This is a genomic window from Bacillus massiliglaciei, from assembly GCF_900098925.1.
GTDB classification, from domain to species: domain Bacteria; phylum Bacillota; class Bacilli; order Bacillales; family DSM-1321; genus Peribacillus; species Peribacillus massiliglaciei.
Genome location: NZ_LT622359.1, coordinates 854593 through 875448 on the forward strand (window position 1 = coordinate 854593; position 20856 = coordinate 875448).

Below are 20856 nucleotides of genomic sequence, written 5' to 3' on the forward strand. Positions count from 1 at the left end.
ATATAGCCGCGCGTTAAAAAGTTTGAATTTTTAGAAAAATAATGAAAATTGAAAGAAAAAGGAATAATTTAAAGAAAATCAACAATTTAAACGCTTTCTTTCTCCTATTCACTGTTTTCCCAGAAATTTCAAGTGTGGTATTGTTACATTGTTATCTTATATCTCTTCACAATGTAATAAATCATAATGTTTATTCACGATTTTACTCTTAAAAGGAGGCTGATAGTTTTATTTACTCTATAGTGTGTAAGAATATCTTACAAAACATCAGAAAATTAAAATTATATTTTTGTTAAGGAAAGGGTGAGGATACGGTTGGATCAAATATTAACAGTGGCGAACAGTCCTGCATTCTGGATTTTCTCTATGATTGTCATTTCCGTGGTAGTTTTCCAGGCTTTTGTTTTTATTCGTCTTGTGAATAAACAAGCTCCTCAGGCAGAAATGAGCCGGGATGAAGTGAGCAGGGCTTTACGAACCGGTGTAATCAGTGCTTTAGGACCTTCATTGGGAATTATTATTGTAGCTGTATCTTTGATTACCTTAATAGGCGCGCCCTTAACATTAATGAGAATAGGAATTATTGGGTCGGCTGCCTATGAGTTAACGGCCGCCGGAATAGGGGCCAAAGCATACGGCGTCGAACTGGGAAAGGCAGGCTATAATCTTAACGCTTTTACCACTGCTGTATGGGCCATGTGTATTGGCGGATTGGGCTGGTTATTATCTGCAGCGTTATTTACAAAATCTTTAGGAAAAGCTCAGGGGAAGATTCGGTCTCGGAATGCTAAGCTTATGGCATTAATCTCTACGGCAGCCATGATGGGGGCTTTTGGCTATTTTGCGGCAGGACAAATTGTATTAGGCATGAGTGAAACCATGGTAGTTCTGATATCCGCTTTGACCATTATCATCCTTATGGTGGCAGCAGAAAAGTGGAAGATGAATTGGTTAAAGGAATGGGCGCTAGGGATTACTCTTGTTGTAGGGATGTCAGTAGGCTATTTAACGACTGTCCTATAAATAAAAGATGGGAGAGATGAGATGTCTATGAATGAAAAAGCAATGGGAGCGGCACAAGAAAGCAATGATATGGCTGGGTTTCATCGGAAAGCCCATTTTTGGGGACGCTTAACCCTTTGGACGGTTATTCTGATTACCTTAATTCCTCCTTTATATTTATCATTCGGATTGGGGTATCACCCGGGATGGGGTATTATAGCAACAGCTGTTATAGGTGTAGCTGCTTTTGTAGGGATTATGTGGTTTCTGGAACCTATTTCATATTTCCCGAGCCTCGGTATTTCCGGAACCTACATGAGTTTTCTTGTAGGCAATATTTCCAATATGTGTCTTCCTTGCTCGGCTGCTGCTCAAAATGCAATCGGTGCAGAACCAGGTTCGAAAAAAGCAGAGCTGGCAGCAACACTTGGTATTGCTGCAGCTTCATTAGTTCATATTATTGTTCTGGTTCCCGTTATATTGGGAGGAGCCTTCATTGTCTCAGTTTTGCCTCCTGCGGTTCAAACAGCTTTCCAATTTGTTCTTCCTGCTATCTTTGGCGGCGTTACCGCTCAATTTGCGATGAAGCGCCCCGTTTATGGAGTAATAGGGATCTCCTTAGGTATTGTCATTACGTTATTGCCAATACCTAGTTTTATAAAAGTCATTTTATGTGTTGGGGGAACCATTGCCATGACATACTTCTATGAAAAATACAAAGATTCTAAGCAGGCTGTCACGGAAGAAGTTCTATTACAAAAAAACTAAGGAGATGGGAGAATGGCAAATTTTATCGAAAAGGAAAAAACAGAAAGCAGAGTACTGGATTGGGTGAACGATAATCAGGAAAAGCTCATTGATTGGTCGAAAAGAATATGGGAGTTTTCAGAACTTGGGCTGCAGGAATATAAATCTTCTAAACTATTAGCGGATGAGCTGGAAAGAGAAGGTTTTACAATCGAGATGGGTGTGGCGGATATGCCGACAGCATTTGTCGCTACTTGGGGAACCGGCAAGCCGGTCATTGGAATATTGGGAGAATATGATGCCTTGCCGGGACTTTCCCAGAAACTTAAACCGAAGAAAGAGCCAATCACAGCAGGCGGAAGCGGACATGGATGCGGTCATAACATTTACGGCGTTGCAGCAGCGGGAGGAGCCATTGCAGCAAAAAAGATGATGGAAGAAGAAGGAATACCAGGTACGATTAAGTTTTACGGCTGTCCTGCTGAGGAAATTCTAGTGGGAAAAGTATTTATGGTCCGTGAAGGAGTTTTTGATGATGCTGATGTGTGCTTAACATGGCATCCGAACAGTATCAATTCCTTATGGGCCAGCAGTTCATTGGCTATGAACTCTGTGAAGTTTAACTTTTTTGGGCAGTCGGCCCATGCAGCGGCCAATCCAGAGGCAGGAAAAAGCGCACTTAAGGCTGCGCAGCTGATGGATATCGGAGTCAACTTTTTAAGAGAGCACTTAATTGATCAAATCAGAATTCATTCCACCATTCCTAACGGAGGAGGGGGACCGAATGTCGTTCCGGATGAAGCTCAGATTTGGTACTACATAAGAGCCCCGAGGCGATCTGAAGTAGAAGAAACCTATCAAAAACTGATCAATATTGCTAAAGGTGCTTCACTAATGACTGGAACTGATTATGAAATTGAATTTATTACAGGCTGCTATGACATGATTCCAAATAAAATTTTGGGCAATGTCTTACTAGAGAATATGAAGAAGGTAGGTTCTCCGAATTTTGATGAGAAGGATCATGCATTAGCTGCTGAGCTTACTAAAACTTTTGATCCAGGTATAAAGGAAGTCGTGTTAAAGGCATCAGGTGCCCCAAGCAGTCTTGCTGATAAAACATTGCATGATGAGGTGATTGCTCCATACGATGAAGAGAAGTGTATGTCAGGCTCTACTGATGTTGCGGATGTATCGTGGAATATACCAACCGCTCAGTTTACAACGGCCTGCGCTCCAATTGGAACACCGGGTCATTCCTGGCAAAATGTTGTATCTGTCGGCTCTGAGATTGGTCAAAAAGGCATGCTGATGGCAACAAAAATATTAGGTTTAAGCGTGATTGATTTAATGGAAAACTCTCAGTTCGTACAAGAAGCAAAAGAAGAATTATCAAAAGAAATCAACGTAAGAGGTGAATACCGTTCTCCGCTCCCTGAAGGTCTGAAGCCTATTGTTTAATGGAATGAAAATTGACCAACTTATAAAAAAGGGGAGAAACATTGATTCGCAATGTTTCTCCCTTTTTTGAAGGCAGGATACAGCAAATCTATCATTTCTGTCTAAACAGAGGTAAATGTCTCTTGGTATTGCTCACTGCTCAAGTTTTTAAGAGGAGGTAGCAGCCATAAGAGAACAGCTTACATTAGCAGTTATAATAAACTCTCATTTTATCGTATTGCCGCCATCAATCACCATATTCTCCCCTGTGATTAAATTTGTTGCATCACTGGCCAAGAATAATGCAATAGCCGCAACTTCTTCAGGATAACCAAAACGTCCAAGCGGGATTTCTTTTTTTGCTTTTTCTCCTTTTTCTCCCGCCCAAGCTTTTTCCCCTAATTCAGTTAAAATGACAGTTGGAGAGATAGCATTCACTTTAATGTCAAATTGTGCCCATTCATAGGCAAGCACTTTAGTCATTCCAAGAATTCCTGCTTTACTTGCAGCATAAGCCACATGATTATCTAGCGCAATCAGGGCTGCTTGGGATGCTAGATTAATAATCTTTCCTCCAACTCCTTGCTCAATCATTACTGATCCTACTTTCTGACACATTTTAAAAGACCCGGTCAAATTAATATCAATAGTTTTTTCCCAGTACTCATCAGAGATATTTTCTGCATCATCTAGTAATGCAATACCGGCACAGTTAACTAAAATATCAATTTTCCCAAAATACTCCCTAGTATTCTGGATTGCGTTGTCCATACTTTCACTTTTGGTAACATCACATTGTAAGCCAATAGCATTTTCATTACTAAGCTCTTTAGCCACTTCTTGTACAAAATCCTTTTGATCGAAGATAGCGACCTTAGCGCCTTTTTCCAAATATAATTCTGCTATAGCTTTGCCAATCCCGCTTGCCCCGCCTGTAATAATGGCTACCTTATTTGTAATGTTAAAATTCTTATCGAACCCTTGAAACGTCATTTAATACATCTCCCTTTAATTTATTGAAAACGCATTCATTTACAAGTTGTGATATTTATTTTAATAAAATACAATCATTTTCGCAATATTGATATTATTGGTTTTTTTTATTTTCTTTTATTTCTTTTTGTATTTTTATTTTAAATTAGGAGATAAGAGAAAGAATGGATGGATTTTTGGATAAAAGGTATTTGAGTAAAGTTATGTATATCTATGAGAACAAGGTAGATTCTCTGTTTGTTTTAATAATGTAATGATGTAGTATAGGCCGTTCTAAATGTATTATATTCTTGGTTTGATAAGTTTGAGAAATACTTAAAAGGACGCATTTATTGCGCCCTTTTGAGTATCAGTTAAAAAATATTTTCATCAGTTGAGACAGATATTGTTTTGATTTCTTTTTCCGCTAACTTTTCCGCATCAGTATCTTCAAAAACATAATTTGTTATTATTGTGTCAATCTGATCTAATGAAGCGAAAGAAGCAATAGAATTTTTATGAATTTTACTATGATCAAGCAAAGCAACGACCTTATTTGAAGCATTAACCATTGCTTTTTTTAGTTCTACTTCATATACACTAAAATCTGTTAATCCAGATTCAAGGGAAAAGCCATTAGCCGAGGTAAACATTAAATCAATATGAATTTGGTTCAAAATGTTTATTCCTAGGCTTCCTTCTAGAGAATAGGAGCCTCTTTTGACGATTCCTCCCAGCAGGATTACAGTAATATCAGGATGGTCATGTAATTCAAGAGCAGTATTAATCCCGCTTGTAACCACTGTTAAACGAATTTGCGTTTCTTTTAAAATCCGTGCCAGTTCTAGAGCTGTGGAACTGGCATCCAGTGTGATACATTGCCCATCTGAGATTAACTCTACCGCTTTTTTAGCAATCGAATATTTTTCATTTTTATTCTTTCTTTCTCTAGTTGAAAAGCTTGTTTCAGTGTCGGAATTTTCCAAGAGCATTGCTCCGCCATGTGTTCGCTGGAGTAAACCTTCTCCTTCCATCTTCGTTAAATCAGTCCGTAAGGTAGCCTCTGATACTTTAATTTCTTTAGAAAGTTCTTTTATTGTAACTCTTTGTTTTTCATTTAATTTTTCTAATATTATTTTTCTTCTTTCCGGAGCAAACATTTTTTCCATATTATCACCTACATGTTTCAGTTTTTTTATTGTTTTAACTATTTTATACTTAAAAGTTAAAGTTTTCGAAAGAATAAACAGAAAAACAAAAAAATATTATTTATTATAGTAATCTTACATCATTTTTAAAATTAATGTGAGATATTTGCTAAACAAAAATAAATGAAAATAAAATAAATAAAAAACAAAAATATAAATTGAATAATCGATAGAAAACGTAATACAATGAAAAAAATCAATTGATTCTCGCGAGAAATCATAACAAAGCACCTCTGCTTAGCAGTTTAGAGTTTTATTGAATTTTTTATTTCTCCATCAACTTCATGTAAGCGCTATATTAATTTGGGAAGGTTAAATAAACTGTTAGATCATTATTTAGTATTGTTATCCATCATTCGAAAAGATGGGTTACATAGATCTAAACGAAGAAGCTTTTATTATATAGGATAAGGAGAGAGTAATTTATGTCTACTAATACTAATACAATTCAAAAAACTGAAAAGGTAAGTATTCCTAAAACGATGAAAGCAGTGGTTGCTTATGAGCCTGGAGATTATCGTTTAGAAGAAGTGCCTGTTCCTGAGATTAGCGAAGGTGAAATTTTAGTAAAGGTAGAAGCTTGCGGAATTTGTGCAGGAGATTTGAAAGCGTTTGACGGGGCACCTAGTTTCTGGGGAGATGAAACTCAGCCGGCTTATATTAAAGCTCCGATGATTCCCGGTCATGAATTCATTGGTCATGTTGTCGCTTTAGGAGAAGGGGTAGAGGGTTTTGAGATTGGTGATCGCATCATTTCTGAGCAAATTGTACCCTGTGAAAAATGTCGTTTTTGTAAGCGTGGTCAATATTGGATGTGTGAAAAGCATGATTTATATGGATTCCAAAATAACGTAAATGGCGGAATGGCTGAATATATGAAATTTCCAAAAGAAGGAATTAACTATAAGGTGCCGGATGACTTGCCGATTGAGAGAGCAATCTTAATTGAGCCATATGCTTGTTCTTATCATGCTGTCGAACGGGCCAATATTAAACTTGAAGATGTAGTTGTATTAGCGGGAGCAGGTACTTTGGGTCTTGGAATGATTGGCGCTATTAAAAAGTCAGGCCCTGGAAAATTAATTGTATTAGACTTGTTTGATGATCGTTTGGAATTGGCTAAAAAGTTTGGTGCTGATATGGTTCTAAATCCTGCAAAAGAAGATGTCATTTCCATCGTAAAAGACCTGACAGATGGCTATGGATGTGATGTTTATATTGAAGCGACGGGGGCTCAAAAATCCGTTGAACAAGGGTTAACGATGATACGAAAACTGGGTACATTCGTAGAATTCAGTGTTTTTAAAGAACCTGTTACAGTTGACTGGAGTATTATCAGCGACCGGAAAGAGCTTGATGTATTAGGTTCACATTTAGGACCTTATTGCTATGAACCTGTAATTAAAGGGATTTCAAACGGTGATCTTCCAACGGAAGGAGTCGTTACTCACCAGTTACCATTAGAAGAGTTTGAAAAAGGATTCCAGCTTGTGAAAAATGGAGCGGAATCATTGAAAGTCGTTCTTAACCCTAATTTGTAAGTAAACTGTCAGTACAATCAATTAGAATTATAGGTTCTTGTTTAAAGATCAAGAACCTATTTCTTGTATGTTAATGGCGAAATTAAAAGGGGGAAAAAGAGTGAAGCAAGGATTATTAGGTAAACTGGGAATGGATTCCAAGATGGCATTAGGTTACTGCGGTGTTCTAATTTTTATGATGGGAGACGGACTTGAACAAGGGTGGCTTTCTTCTTATTTAATGGATCATGGTTTATCCGTACAGCAATCAGCTCTGTTATTTTCGGTTTATGGTTTAGCAGCGGCTATTGCAGCTTGGCTTTCTGGAGTGCTGGCAGAAATTTTGGGCCCTCGAAAAGCGATGATATTAGGATTTTCTTTATTTATTATCGGATCCGCCATCTTTTTAACTGTCGGTTTGCCAACTATGAATCTTGCTATAATGATTCCGACATACTCTTTGAGAGGATTAGGTTATCCGCTTTTTGCTTATTCATTCTTAGTCTGGTTAACATACTATGCACCTAGTGATAAGCTTGGTACGGCTGTAGGCTGGTTCTGGTTCGCTTATAGCGGGGGATTAAGTGTTTTAGGTGCCTATTATTCTAGTTTTGCACTGCCAATTTTAGGTGAAATGGGGACTTTGTGGAGTGCTATACTTTTTGTGACTATAGGTGCAGCAGTGGCTATTTTTCTTAATAAGGAAGATACACATAATCAAAAATTTCAAAGTAAACAAGAAGCAATGAAATACTTAATAAAAGGAATAACTATTGCGTTTGAACGGCCAAAAATCGGACTTGGCGGTATTGTTAGAACAATAAATACATCTGCAGCATATGGCTTCGTAGTATTTATGCCAGCATTCATGATGGAAATTGGTTTCTCAAGAACAGAGTGGCTGCAAATTTATGGTTCTCTTTGGACAAGTAATCTTATTTTTAATCTTATTTTTGGAATCGTTGGAGATAAACTTGGCTGGCGCAATACAGTAATGTGGTTTGGAGGAATTGGCTGTGCAGTATTTACGGCAGCATTCTATTATATTCCATTAATAGCCGGACCTAATTATTGGGTGGCAACTGCAGTAGCAGCAGGGTTTGGAGCATGTTTAGCAGGATATGTGCCTCTATCTGCTTTAATTCCATCGTTGGCTCCAGAGAATAAAGGGGCTGCTATGTCTATTCTAAATCTGGGAGCAGGCTTAAGTACTTTTGTGGGACCTGCTATTGTAGGCGCTTTCATTGGGTCTGTAGGAACCGTAGGAATCATTTGGATATATACAGCATTATACTTATTTAGCGCTTTCTTAATGAAATTTGTTAAATTGCCTGAACAGCATGCAAAAAGTACATCTGTTGGTAAAGAAAATCTTGAGGCTGTTAATTAATCTTTTAATTGGAATTGTTAGAGAAGAACGTCCTTTAAGGATGTTCTTTTTTACAAGAAACATACAGAGAATGAAGTTAAATGAAAGAAAATAAAAACAAACAAAAATAAATAATTGACAAAAAATAATAATGATGGAAAAATGATACTATAAATGAAAAATAACGAAAATTTTTTGGGGTGCAAAAATAATAAAATAAAGGTGGGGTTATAATGAAGATTGGTTTAGGTTCAGATCACAACGCTTTTGAAATGAAAGAAAATTTAAAAAAATATATTAAAGAATTAGGCCACGCAGTGTATGATTATGGATGTACAGATTCTTGCACTGAGGTGGATTACCCTGAAGTAGCCTTTCGTGTAGCGGGAGATATAAAGGAAGAAAAGCTGGATCGAGGGATTTTAGTTTGCGGTACAGGGATTGGAGTAGCTATTGCAGCTGGAAAAGTCCCCGGTATTCGAGCGGCGTTATGCCATGATACATATTCTGCTGAACGTGCCCAAAAAAGTAATAATGCACAAGTTCTGACAATGGGTGCACAAGTTATTGGCATTGAACCTGCGAAACATATTGTAAAGGCTTACTTAGAATCTAGTTTTCCTGGCGGTAATTCTGCTAGAAAGGTGCAGCAGATTATTGATAAAGAACAAGAATTTTTAAAAGGAGCAGGTAGTTTACTATGAAAAAACTAATGAATAATCCTAATCATGTTGTAGATGAAATGATAGAAGGCTATATTAAAGCTCATCCTCAATATGTAAAACAATTACCTGAAAATAAAAGATCTCTTGTTACTGCAAAAGAACATCCTGAAGGAAAAGTTGGAATATTAATTGGAGGAGGTTCGGGACATGAACCTGCTTTTATGGGATATGTGGGAAATGGCATGGCAGATGGAGTTGCAATAGGAAACATTTTTGCATCCCCTCCGCCAGACCCCATTGTAGAAGTAACACGAGTTATCGATAAAGGAGCTGGTGTAGTTTATGTGTATGGCAATTATGCTGGCGACGTAATGAATTTTGGGATGGCAGCAGAACTGGCAGAATTAGAGTATGGTACACAAGTAGGGATGGTACTGGTAACTGATGATGTAGCCTCAGCTCCCAAAGAAGAAAAGGAAAAACGCAGGGGAATTGCAGGAGAATTTTTCGTAACGAAAGCGGCAGGTGCAGCTGCAGAAAAAGGATACAATTTAGAAGATGTAGTAAGAGTGGCTAAAAAAGCAAATGATCACACGCGTTCAATGGGAGTAGGCTTAACCCCTTGTTCCTTGCCTCAAACCGGAAAGCCAAGTTTTGAGCTTGCAGAAAATGAAATGGAAATTGGGCTTGGCCACCATGGGGAACCGGGAGTAGAAAAAGGTGAACTTCAATCAGCCGATCAGGTAACGGACCGTTTGGTAAATGATATTTTGGCTGATATGCCTATTGAAAAGGGAGAAAAAGTAGCAGTTCTGGTAAATGGTCTAGGCTCTACAACACGAATGGAATTATATATTATGTTTAGAAGAGTGGAGCAAATCCTTAATGAAAAAGGAATACAAATTCATTTTTCATATGTAGGGGATTATAGTACATCATTAGAAATGGGCGGATGCTCAGTTACATTAATGAAATTAGATGATGAACTGATGGAGCTTGTTGATCATCCAGCAGATTGTCCAATGTATGTTCAGAAATAAGGAGGAGGTTGACCATGAAATTTACGGCTGAAGATTTAAAGACTTTTCTTAAAGATGTTGTTAATGTGATCGAAGAAAATAAAGAGTATTTATCAGATCTTGATCGTAAATTGGGAGATGGCGATCATGGGGTGACAATGTCGCTTGGCTGGCAAGCCATTAATGAAAAGTTGCATGGTGAATTGCAAAGTGAACAGGATTGCGGAAAAATTTGTATAACTGCAGGCCGTACATTTTTAAGTGCGGTAGGCTCATCAGTCGGTCCATTATATGCAACAGGTTTTTTAAGAGGGGCAAAAGTTTTTCAAAATAAATCAGAATTAACAGATAAGGATTTAACTGATTTCTGGATTGCGTTTATCGAAGGGGTTAAAGAGCGAGGAAAAGCTGAGGTTGGAGATAAAACAATGATTGATACACTTCAGCCTGCATTAGACAGCTTGAAGAGTCATTTTTCTAAAACAAATGATTTTCAATCATCCTTTTTGCAAGCGGTTTCGGAAGGGGAAAAAGGCATGATATCCACCAAAGATTTACTTTCTAAAAGAGGAAGATCCAGTCGATTAGGCGAAAGATCCTTAGGCTATCAAGATCCAGGAGCTACATCCGCATTTTTAATCCTCTCTTCATTCTTAACGACAATTAATGCTGTTCAAACAGTTTGATAAATATTAACGGGAAAAAATAAATAAGAATTGAAAAGTTCATCTGCTGTTAAAAAGTAAAATATCAGTTTAATAGTTAGATGGACTTTCTTATTTAAAAAGATTTTCTATATTTCTGCAAAATTTGAGGAGATTTTGGCCACTCCAACGAAGAATATGCATATTTATACTAATTTATCAATATTTATACTATTCGATCTTTTAAGGAGAGGAATATATGAACGCAAAATCAGACGTTGTTTATCGCGATTATATCCAAACGCTTGCAATGGATTTTCTTACAGTAGCCCAGCAGGCTGCCATTGCTTCTTATCCGTGGATAGGAAAGGGAAATAAAAATGAAGCAGACGAAGCGGGCACACAAGCCATGAGAAATCAGATGAATCTTATTAACATGAAGGGATTAGTAGTTATTGGAGAAGGAGAAATGGATGAGGCTCCTATGCTTTATATTGGTGAAGCACTGGGAACCGGAGAAGGTCCGCAGGTAGATATTGCAGTTGACCCAGTGGAAGGGACAAGTTTAATGGCAAAAGGCCAGGATAATTCCTTAGCCGTTATTGCAGTTGCCGAAAAGGGAAGTTTACTTCACGCCCCTGATATGTATATGCAAAAGATAGCTGTAGGCCCTAAAGCAAAAGGAAGCATAGATATTAATCTTTCTTTGAAGGATAACATGAAATTAGTTGCGAAAGCATTAGGAAAAGATGTAAAGGAATTAACGGTCATGATTCAGGATCGCCCGCGTCACACCGAATTAATAAAACAAGTATTCGAGATCGGAGCGAAAGTTAAATTATTTTCTGATGTAGATATTACCGGTGCGATTGCTACAGCGATTGATGAATTAGAAATTGATATATTAGCAGGAACAGGCGGTGCTCCCGAAGGGGTAATTGCGGCGGCTGCTCTAAAGTGTCTGGGCGGAGATTTTCAGGCTAAACTGCTTCCTCAAAATCAAGATGAATATAATCGCTGCAAGGAAATGGGGATAACGGTTCCTGAAAAGGCTTTAACTATAGATGAAATAGTTAAGACCAGGGACTGTTTCTTTGTGGCAACAGGAATTACAGACGGGACCCTTTTAAAGGGTGTTAAAAGAAAGGAAAGGTGCCTGTTTACCCATTCTTTTGTTGCAATTGGCGGTAAAATAAATAACTTTCAGTTTATTGAGTCCCGTCATTAATATTGATAATTTATATTTTTAGAGAAAAGTAATGGGATAAATATCTGGAAGCCTAACCGGCAAACTTGAAGGAACCCGCGTAAACTAGGCTCGTTTTGAAAACAACCTCAAGGTTACAAAGAACGTATACCCCCTCAACATAAAAAGCCTTGTTTGGGAATTGAAATGGGATTATCTTTAGGCTGGAATAGATTCGTGGTGACAATGGAGATATCTTTGATATTGATCAATTTAGAGCTTAGGTTCTGGTCATAAGGAGCATTCGAGAAACGGTTTCACCGTTGAAAATGTAATTTCACATTTCCAAAAGCAGCTTTTATTATTTTGATGCCAAACTATTAAAAAGAACCGTGCTTCTAAATAGCAAGGTTCTTTTTTGATTGTATTCCTAATACCGCTTACGATTAAATATCATTCAAAAATGTTTGGATAAATGGGATAGCGGCACCTTTGGGAACTCCATTTCCAGGTGAACGGCTAATATGAATAAATGGTTTATTATTAGGAAAGGCCGTTTTGTCATATACCTTTTGATGGATAATATCAAGATCTGCTTTTTTTAAGTAAGCGGAGATGTGGCCGCCTAAAATAAATTCACGGTTAATCACAAGATTAATGTTATTGATGGAGAAAGCTAAGTTATCCAAAAAAGTATTCCATAGCTTTACATAGGACGGAGCTTCAGAACGTAACTCCTGGAAGAAAAAATCTAATGATTCCTCTTCTTTAAGAAGGGCACTGACCGAACAAAACGTTTCCATACAGCCTTTTTTACCGCAATAGCAAGGCGCGCCGTTGGGATCTACTGTCATATGTTCGACTGTACCGCTATGCCCTTCATCGCCCATATAAATTTGATCATTGATTATGAGTGCCCCGCCGAGATGTGTGCCAATCGACAGATAGACAGCATCTCCAATATCTTTTCTCATCCATAGCTCTGCGGTTGCGGCACATTTTGCATCATGCAAAAACATACAGGGATAATCAAGATGTTGTGAGAAGACCTGAATGTTTAAGCCAGTAGAGTTTAATATTTTTCCATAAGTGATATATTGGCCGTCTGTGGACGTCAAAGCCTGAACGGCAAAACCAATTCCAAGTACTTGTTCTTTTTTTAGATGAAGCGAGGAGATGAAGGTATCAACAGCGCGGCTTACCTCTTTGAAATAATAATCTGTATTGGAATATTTGATGGTTAGCACCGATTTTTCAAATGTATGGCCGAGCAAATCAATCGCTAAAATAGATACGGCGTTTTTTAGAATTTCTACACCGATACTGACACGGGCCTGCGGGCATATGGTATAAGCTGCTGCCCGTCTGCCGACAGAGGATTCAAATTGTCCGCTCTTCTTGATCAAGTATTCCTGTTCTAAACGCACTAGATTTTGAGTGACAGTCGGCAGGCTCAAATTCAGCTGGTTGGCAATTTCCTGTTTGGAGATTCTCTCATTTTGATAAACAAGATGATAGATTGCGGAATAGTTGCTATTTTTAATATCCTTAAATGTAATATTATTTTCCATAGAAAAACCTCGTTATATAAATAAATTTTATAAAATTATTTTATTTAATCTCAATATATCACAGGGATTATGTTTGAAACAAATTTCATGAAAAGTATGAAAATTCTATTTTTTTGATTATTTTATTGACGGCTGTATGAAAACGCTATAATATATAAATTAATTTTATAAAAGCATTTTACAAAATCAATTTTCATAATGGAGATGACTGAAAATATGGGAATCATTGAGAAAATGAGATTGGATGAAAAGAAGATTTTTGTCACGGGCGGAGCGCGGGGAATTGGAAAGAGTGTTGCAACCGCTTTCTGTGAGGCTGGAGCAGATGTAGCCATTGTTGACTTAGATATTGAAGAAGCACAAAAGACGGCAGAAGAACTAAAGGAAAATCATGGTGTTCAAGCGATTGCTATTAAAGCAGACGTAACGAAACCAGAAGATGTGAATGGGATGATTGATCAAATACTGAAAGCATTTGGACGTATTGATGTAGCTTTCTGCAATGCCGGGATCTGTTTGAATGTTCCCGCAGAAGAAATGACTTTTGAACAATGGAAGAAAGTCATTGATATTAATCTTACAGGTGTATTTTTAACAGCTCAGGCAGCTGGAAAAGTAATGATTAAGCAAGGCGGCGGCTCTATTATTAACACCGCTTCCATGTCCGGACACATTGTAAATGTCCCGCAGCCGCAGTGTTCGTATAATGCTTCTAAAGCAGGTGTAATCCAGCTGACAAAATCTCTGGCTGTGGAATGGGCTCAGAAAAATGTCCGTGTGAATTGCATCAGTCCAGGATATATGGGGACTGAACTGACATTAAATTCTCCAAGCCTGCAGCCGCTGATTGAACAATGGAATCAGATGGCACCTCTTAAGAGAATGGGCAGACCGGAAGAACTTCAGTCCATTTGTGTCTATCTTGCGGGAGATACAAGCAGTTTTACGACCGGATCAGACTTTGTGATAGACGGAGCTTTTACTTGCATCTAATAGACTGAGAGATTTGGATTGGAGGACTGTCGATGAATTATTTACTCGGTACAGATATTGGAACGTCGGGTACAAAAACAATTCTGATGGATACGGAAGGAAATCTCATCGCTCAAGATTTACAGGAATATGATGTACTCACACCAAAACCGCTGTGGGCTGAACAATGGCCAGAGGTATGGCTTAATGCTGCGAAGGCTTCTATCAAGAATACGGTGCAGAAGTCAGGAATTCTAGGAGAGCAAATACGCGGACTGGCCATTAGCGGCTTATATGGAGGTTCAGGTATTCCGTTAGATGAAAATATGGAACCTGTCAGGCCGTGCATGATTTGGATGGACCGGAGAGCCGAAAAAGAAACTAAATGGGTTTTGGAGAATATTGGGGAAGAAAAGCTTTTAGACATTACTCATAATGGCGCTGATCCATATTACGGATATACGAAGATTTTATGGATGAAAAATCATGAACCGGAAAACTGGAGAAAGACGAAACTCTTTTTGCCTCCAAATGATTATGTCATTTATAAACTGACGGGGGAAATCGCGATTGACTACTCTTCAGCAGGAAATATCGGCGGGATTTTTGATATGAATAACAGAACGTGGTCTAAAGAGATGATGGATGCCCTGGGAATCCCTCTTTCGATGATGCCGGAGAAAATCGTTGAATCCACCGAAGTGGTCGGCGGACTGACTACAGCATCCGCGGAAGAATTAGGTCTTTCTGAAGGAATGCCTGTCATCGCCAGCGGCATTGACTGCGGTGCTGCCAATATTGGACTTGGTGTACTGGAATCTGGTATTTATGCAGCGGCGATAGGAACTTCGATGTGTGCAGCGCTTATTTCAGACGAACCAGTCAAAGGTGATGGCTTGATTGTCTGGCCGTATCTGTATGATGCAAAAAGATTGTCCTATTATTTTGCCGGAGGGAATACGGCAGGTGCCATTGTCAAATGGTTCAGGCAGACGATGTGCGAATTCGAAATTGAAGCTGAAAAAGCTGGCGGGGAAAATGCCTATGATGTGTTAAATCGGCTTGCTGAAGAGATTCCGGCTGGAAGTGAAGGGCTTGTTGTCCTCCCCTACTTTATGGGTGAAAGAAGCCCTGTTTGGGATTCGGATGCAAAAGGTACGATTGTCGGCCTTTCATTAGCCCATACAAAGGCTCATATCTACCGTGCCTTTTTGGAAGCGGTCGCATTCTCTCTCCGGGATGCAATTGAAGCAACTGGGAACCAAATTGGAGAATCGATTTTAATTGCCGGCGGTGTGACAAAGTCGAAGTTATGGAGACAAATTTTTGCTGATGTGACGGGTTATTCAGTCGTCTGCCCCGTACATGATGCCGAAGCCAATATGGGAGACGTTATGCTGGCTGGTATCGGAACAGGGCTGCTATCTTATGAAGAAGTAAAGAAGTGGCAAGTGTTAGATCAGAAGATCATGCCCAATAAGCAAAATCATGAAAAATATAATGAATACTACAAAGTTTACAAATCTATCTACAAAAATTTAAAGGAAGATATGAAAACGTTAACAAGGCTTTCTATGTAATCTGCAGCACGTGTACTACAAATAACAATTTAAAATTGTGAGGTAATGTACATGGATAAATGGAAAAAAAGAATCGGATATGGTGTTGGAGATTTAGGGTGCAATCTAGTGTTCAGCACGATGGCATCTTACCTTTTGTTCTTTTACACAGATGTATTTGGCATCACAGCAGCTGTGGCCGGAACGCTAATGTTAGTCACTAAAATTATTGATGCTTTTGCCGATACCGGAATGGGACTTCTGGTAGACCGAACCAAGACAAGATGGGGGCAGGGACGGCCATATTTCCTTATCGGAGCCATCCCTTTTGCTATCTTCACGGTGATGACATTTATTGTTCCTGATTTCGATATGACAGGAAAAGTCATTTGGGCTTATATTACGTACTGTTTATTAAATATTGCTTATACAGTGGTCAATATCCCATTAAATACAATCGTACCGAGACTGACTTCAGATAATCATGAACGAAACTGTTTAGTGTCGACCAGGATGATTTGCGCATTAATCGGAACAGCTTTAGTCATGTCCATTACCACACCGTTAGTAAATTTTTTCGGGCAGGGCGATACACAAAAAGGTTTTCTGATTACCATGAGCATTTATGGTGTTGCAGCTGTCATAATATTTGTGATTACCTTTATGAATACAAAAGAGGTTGTACCGCCTGCAGTTCAAGAGGGGAAACGCTCTTTTAAAGAAGACTTTAAAGGACTGACAGACCAAGCCGTAATCTTCTTTATCTTGAATTTTCTTTACTTTGGCCTTTTTGTAATCAGAAATACGACGGTCATCTATTATTTTACGTATAACCTTGGACGGGAAGACTGGCTGACATTTGTCGGGCTGTTCGGGATTCTTTCAGGGCTGCCGATGTTATTAATCTTGCCTTGGCTTCAAAATAAGATGACGAAGAAAAATGTATTGCTCTTTAGTACCGCCATCTATATTGCCGGTGATTTACTGATCTATTTCGGTAAATCTTCTGCGCCATTAGTTATTGCCGGCCTGGCCATAACAGGACTTGGAATTTACGGCATCTTTGGCACTACATTTGCAATCCAGCCAGATGTCATTGATTATTCAGAGTATAAAAATCGTAAAAGTATTGCAGGAATGATTGCTGCTTTTCAAGGATTCTTTGTAAAAGTGAGTCTTGGACTGGGAAGTGCGCTGATCGGGGTCATCCTCAAAATGGGCGGGTATGTACCGAATGCCGTACAATCAGCCAAGTCATTATCTTATATTGAAATGACCTTTATCTGGGTGCCATTGGCTATTTGTTTACTCATTGGTGTTACCATATGGTTCTATAACCTTGACGGTAAACGGGCAGCGATGGATGTCGAGCTTGAACGCCGCCGTACAATAGCTGACCAAAAGGTGATTAATATTTAGAGAGAAAGATTTCGCTATAAGATTGGCAGGCTGCCGGCAAATTTGCCGGCAGTCTTTTTATATATAATGAAGGTTTTTAATTACAGATAGGCGAGCATCGCCTGAACATTGGGGAAATAGTGTCAGCGTCCATGAATTCTTTTTGAGAGGAGGATCAAGTAATAGGGTTATGAGATATAAAGGGGGAAAGGGACTGAAAACGGCTGGAAAGTAAAAGGGGAAAACCTTGAATAAACAATGTTTTCCCCGCTTGTTATCTTATAATTTTTTGGTTACATATGATCATAAATGGAATCATCAAAATAGAGCCAGTGGTAATATTCAATCTGTGGATCTGTCATCTTGGAAATTTCTTTTTCATTAAATTTTTGCTGTTCAATTAATTTCTGCGCTTTGAAATTTCTTTCTGCTCGGCTCATGTTAAACCCTCCCTATAAGATAAGAAGTAATAAGTATTTTTGTAATTTGAAAGCGTTTTCTTATTTCTTGTTTCTATTATATATCTCAATATGTAATTAAACAAATATCAAAATTAGATGATTTTTCGAGAAATAATATAGAAATGTTATTTATCATGATGCTGGAACAGTTAAAGGGGGAGAAAGGTGATTCGATATTTGGGTACAAAGGCATTAGCCTGTTGGGGAACACTCCGGGTGAGCTCCAACAGCGTTTAAAATCTAGATGCGAAAATCCTCTGGATACTCCTCTGTATATTTATCCTTATCGTTTGCCGCTTTAGAATCCTTATTAAAAATAGTATCTAAAAATAACAAATAGCAGATATCCTGTATTTCTATTATGCGGATTTTTTTCGCAGTGTTTTATTAAGAAATACTCGTTGGAAAAACAAGCAAAATTGACGAGCAAGCAATCGTTATGAAAAGAACCTTGTCCTTCTCTGTAAACTTAGTTGAAAATAACAAGACTGTCATAATCAAGTGAATATAAGAAAAATTAAATTTTGTGCAGCTTTCCTATATGAAGACTCTCCTTATATACTGCATGTCTGCTTGAAAACAAGCAGAATTGGCGATCCTCCTCAAACCGGGCAAAGTGATCTTTGTGATATATTACCACTTCTATGAAGGTAGCCGATTTCCTTCCTAAAAATGAAAACCATCCTATTGGTTTACCAATACGAATTTGTTAAGTCGTTTCCTCATAAAAAGGGGAGGTCTCTAAAAAATCAGTAAATGTTGGTATAATAGATCTTGGATTTTTAAAGTATAGAAGAATTAGGTCTCACACAATAAGTCATCAGAAAAGAAAACCTTTTGATACATACTGTCGTCTATATATCTAGGAAAGGAAGTGTGAGTGGTTTTGGAAGAGTTTGTGCTGAAACGGCCGCATGTGAAAGATGATGAATCCCTATTAGATGAAATCATGTCCATATACGGTCAGGATATCTTGCAATTGGTCTATTCGTATGTAAAAGAGACAGCGACAGCAGAGGATTTGACACAGGAGATTTTTATTAAATGCTATAAAGCGCTGCCCGGGTACAACCAACAATCAAATATGAGGACATGGCTTTGGAAAATTGCGATTAATCATTGTAAAGATTACAGGAAGAGCTGGTACTTCCGAAAAGTTTCAGCTGCAGAAGAGGAGCAGGAGTGGATTTCTGCCAATGATGTAGAAAATGAGATTGTGCAGCAGGACGAAGAAAGGCAGCTCGCTGATGCTGTCATGGCTTTACCGATTCAATACCGAGAGCTCATTTACCTTCATTATTTTCAGGAAATGAAGCTTAAGGAAATTTCTGAAGTCACCGGGGTCAAACTTGGAACAGTCAAGACCCGGATACGCCAGGCGAAAAAAAGATTAAAAACCTATTTGGAGGAATCCACCGATGGAAGATAAATTAAAACGATTGAAATCGGCGATGAAAAAGCATACATTTCTTGATTTGACCTTCACGGAAGCTCATAAAAAGGCCATTCATTCAGCTATTGAAAAACAAAATGTAAGCAGGGAAGATATTTTAATTGGTATTTTTAGATCCTTGGATAAGGAAAAAAGCGGCTATGAAATCAGCGAATCTCTTTATCAGAAAGGCATCCGGAAATTTGAATCTAACGAAGGGGCTTTGTATGCTGTCCTGCATGAACTTGAACAGGAAGGATACCTGCAGACTTTTTGGGAGGCGGGAGAGAGGAAGGTCTATTCCTTGGATGAACGGGCGAAAAAGTGGCTGAAGAAAATGGAATCTGCCGGTGATTCAGCTTCATATTGGCGGACAGCCTTTGAAGGAGGAAGTAACGATTGAAAAGCCATCACTTTTTAGAAGAGGTTATATCCTGCATTCGTTCAAAAGAAGCAAAAGAATATGTTGAAATCGAATTAAAGGCTCATTTAAATCAGACGAAAAAAGAATGGATGAAAAAAGGATATAAAGAGGATGAAGCAGAGGAACTAGCTGTCCGCAATATGGGAAGCCCATTTGATATCGGCCGAAAAATGGACAGGCTGCACAGACCAAAGATTGACTGGACATTAATGAGTATGTATCTATTCATGTCAGTGAGCGGTTTATTGCTGTTTTGGTTCTTCTTTAAGGATGGCAATTCCTTTTCAGTGCTGAAGCAGGTGTATTCTGTAACAGGCAGCATTATTGTAACGTTCCTCCTTCTTTTCTTCGATTATCGAAAATTACAGAAATGGGGCTGGGTTTTCTTCACGATCGGATGCCTGATTCTTGTTCAGTTCCCCTTTTCCGGCCTAATAATCAACGGGCAGCCTCAAATCAATATTTTTGGTCTGTTTTCGGCTGATTCTACGATTGTTCTGCCTCTATTCCTGCTTGCATGGGCTGGCATGCTCCAGTCCAAAAGGATGAATGTGTATTTGGCTGCCATTTTATACATAGGGTCTGTCTTTTTACTGATGTATTCTAGCAATTGGACGGCCTTTGGTCTCTATTCATTAATGGTTGCTGCAATGGTTTGGAAGAGCGGGCTGAATAAAAAGAAAATCATTAAGACAGCTTTTGCCATGCTTGCTGTGTGCGTATCCCTGCTGTTTATCTTTCGGGATGGTATAAAGACCTATCAATTAGAAAGACTGTATGGATTCCTTATGCCTGAAAAAAACAGCGAGACGTCTGGATATATGTACTTGAAGTTAGAAAGGCTGGTGGAGGGTGCCGGCTGGTTTGGGCATATTCATTCTCTTGAATTGGCTGATCTTTATAATGAAATGATGACAGACTTTATCTTTGTCTCCATCACCTATGCATTTGGCTGGGCCGGAGCGATCTTTGCAGGTCTGTTGTTTCTATGGATCATCTGGCGAATTTCCCGTATTTTCACAACAGTAATCGACCCATTTGGAAAAATGCTGATTTTTGGCAGTTTTGCTCTATTCACCGCACAGGTAACAATCAGCATCGGCATGTCTCTCGGTGTATTGCCGATCGTAAGCGTATCCCTGCCATTTATGAGCTACGGCACTTTACCAGTAATGATCAATGCCTTCTTATTTGGATTGATCTTAAGTGTTTACCGCAAAAAGAACATAATCCGGATTAAGAAGATAGAAGCAAAATGAACCTTGGT

At 38.5% G+C, this 20856-nt stretch carries 19 protein-coding genes; 15 read left to right on the forward strand and 4 right to left on the reverse strand.

The genetic code is table 11. The features are described from left to right. The first annotated feature begins 315 nt into the window (after window positions 1–315). Genes BQ4305_RS16195 through BQ4305_RS16205 form a run of 3 tightly spaced genes read left to right on the forward strand, consistent with a single transcriptional unit; the run spans window position 316 to window position 3210 of the window. A complete protein-coding gene (locus BQ4305_RS16195; protein ID WP_110928734.1) occupies window positions 316–1023 on the forward strand; it encodes a DUF5058 family protein in 708 nt (235 codons plus the stop codon). Between the two features lie 21 nt (window positions 1024–1044). Next, the gene (locus tag BQ4305_RS16200; RefSeq protein ID WP_110928735.1) at window positions 1045–1770 is read left to right on the forward strand and encodes a small-conductance mechanosensitive channel; all 726 of its coding nucleotides are present in this window, start codon (window positions 1045–1047) and stop codon (window positions 1768–1770) included. A 12-nt stretch (window positions 1771–1782) separates the two neighbouring features. Next, a complete protein-coding gene (locus tag BQ4305_RS16205; protein WP_110928736.1) occupies window positions 1783–3210 on the forward strand; it encodes an amidohydrolase in 1428 nt (475 codons plus the stop codon). Between the two features lie 204 nt (window positions 3211–3414). Here the strand turns inward: BQ4305_RS16205 and BQ4305_RS16210 are convergent, their stop codons facing one another. Continuing rightward, entirely contained in the window at window positions 3415–4182 is a 768-nt protein-coding gene (locus BQ4305_RS16210; protein WP_110928737.1) for an SDR family oxidoreductase, read from the reverse strand. A gap of 353 nt (window positions 4183–4535) precedes the next feature. After that, window positions 4536–5330, reverse strand: a complete 795-nt coding sequence (locus BQ4305_RS16215) for a DeoR/GlpR family DNA-binding transcription regulator (protein ID WP_110928738.1) — start codon at window positions 5328–5330, stop codon at window positions 4536–4538. A gap of 464 nt (window positions 5331–5794) precedes the next feature. Here BQ4305_RS16215 and BQ4305_RS16220 point away from each other — a divergent pair, with 464 nt between their 5' ends. The 6 genes from BQ4305_RS16220 to glpX all read left to right on the forward strand — a co-directional run bounded on the left by BQ4305_RS16220 (window position 5795) and on the right by glpX (window position 11814). Beyond that, entirely contained in the window at window positions 5795–6910 is a 1116-nt protein-coding gene (locus BQ4305_RS16220; protein WP_110928739.1) for an MDR/zinc-dependent alcohol dehydrogenase-like family protein, read from the forward strand. Between the two features lie 37 nt (window positions 6911–6947). Then, window positions 6948–8279 (forward strand): MFS transporter, encoded by a 1332-nt coding sequence (locus BQ4305_RS16225; protein WP_234396977.1) that lies wholly within the window; start codon window positions 6948–6950, stop codon window positions 8277–8279. Between the two features lie 212 nt (window positions 8280–8491). Continuing rightward, complete coding sequence (gene rpiB, locus BQ4305_RS16230) at window positions 8492–8962, forward strand: ribose 5-phosphate isomerase B (RefSeq protein ID WP_110928740.1); 471 nt, start codon at window positions 8492–8494, stop codon at window positions 8960–8962. Then, window positions 8959–9963 (forward strand): dihydroxyacetone kinase subunit DhaK, encoded by a 1005-nt coding sequence (locus BQ4305_RS16235; protein ID WP_110928741.1) that lies wholly within the window; start codon window positions 8959–8961, stop codon window positions 9961–9963. Before rpiB ends, BQ4305_RS16235 begins: the two co-directional genes overlap by 4 nt. Window positions 9964–9977: 14 nt before the next feature. Next, window positions 9978–10628 carry a dihydroxyacetone kinase subunit DhaL gene (gene dhaL, locus BQ4305_RS16240; RefSeq protein ID WP_110928742.1) on the forward strand — a complete coding sequence of 217 codons (651 nt, stop codon included), beginning with the start codon at window positions 9978–9980 and terminating at the stop codon, window positions 10626–10628. Between the two features lie 217 nt (window positions 10629–10845). Next, on the forward strand, window positions 10846–11814 hold the full coding sequence (gene glpX, locus BQ4305_RS16245; RefSeq protein ID WP_110928743.1) for a class II fructose-bisphosphatase: 969 nt from the start codon (window positions 10846–10848) through the stop codon (window positions 11812–11814). Window positions 11815–12218: 404 nt separating this feature from the next. On the opposite strand, the gene BQ4305_RS16250 is transcribed toward glpX, so the two are convergent. Then, complete coding sequence (locus BQ4305_RS16250; protein WP_110928744.1) at window positions 12219–13343, reverse strand: ROK family transcriptional regulator; 1125 nt, start codon at window positions 13341–13343, stop codon at window positions 12219–12221. A 216-nt stretch (window positions 13344–13559) separates the two neighbouring features. Here BQ4305_RS16250 and BQ4305_RS16255 point away from each other — a divergent pair, with 216 nt between their 5' ends. The 3 genes from BQ4305_RS16255 to BQ4305_RS16265 are packed head-to-tail and all read left to right on the forward strand — an operon-like array spanning window position 13560 to window position 17293. Beyond that, complete coding sequence (locus BQ4305_RS16255) at window positions 13560–14336, forward strand: SDR family oxidoreductase (protein ID WP_110928745.1); 777 nt, start codon at window positions 13560–13562, stop codon at window positions 14334–14336. Between the two features lie 32 nt (window positions 14337–14368). Continuing rightward, window positions 14369–15895, forward strand: coding sequence for an FGGY-family carbohydrate kinase (locus BQ4305_RS16260; protein ID WP_110928746.1), 1527 nt, complete (start codon window positions 14369–14371; stop codon window positions 15893–15895). 51 nt (window positions 15896–15946) lie between these two features. Then, window positions 15947–17293: a glycoside-pentoside-hexuronide (GPH):cation symporter gene (locus tag BQ4305_RS16265; RefSeq protein WP_110928747.1), complete on the forward strand. Its 1347-nt coding sequence runs from the start codon at window positions 15947–15949 to the stop codon at window positions 17291–17293. Window positions 17294–17565: 272 nt separating this feature from the next. On the opposite strand, the gene BQ4305_RS16270 is transcribed toward BQ4305_RS16265, so the two are convergent. Continuing rightward, on the reverse strand, window positions 17566–17712 hold the full coding sequence (locus tag BQ4305_RS16270) for a BH0509 family protein (protein WP_110928748.1): 147 nt from the start codon (window positions 17710–17712) through the stop codon (window positions 17566–17568). Window positions 17713–18619: 907 nt separating this feature from the next. Between BQ4305_RS16270 and BQ4305_RS16275 the strand changes: the two genes are divergently transcribed. From BQ4305_RS16275 to BQ4305_RS16285, 3 genes are read left to right on the forward strand one after another with little or no spacing between them, the layout of a single operon-like run. Continuing rightward, the gene (locus tag BQ4305_RS16275; RefSeq protein ID WP_110928849.1) at window positions 18620–19162 is read left to right on the forward strand and encodes a sigma-70 family RNA polymerase sigma factor; all 543 of its coding nucleotides are present in this window, start codon (window positions 18620–18622) and stop codon (window positions 19160–19162) included. Further along, window positions 19152–19568, forward strand: coding sequence for a PadR family transcriptional regulator (locus BQ4305_RS16280; RefSeq protein ID WP_110928749.1), 417 nt, complete (start codon window positions 19152–19154; stop codon window positions 19566–19568). The genes BQ4305_RS16275 and BQ4305_RS16280 overlap by 11 nt, the downstream gene beginning before the upstream one ends. Then, window positions 19565–20848, forward strand: coding sequence for an FtsW/RodA/SpoVE family cell cycle protein (locus BQ4305_RS16285; protein ID WP_110928750.1), 1284 nt, complete (start codon window positions 19565–19567; stop codon window positions 20846–20848). Before BQ4305_RS16280 ends, BQ4305_RS16285 begins: the two co-directional genes overlap by 4 nt. Window positions 20849–20856: the final 8 nt, after the last annotated feature.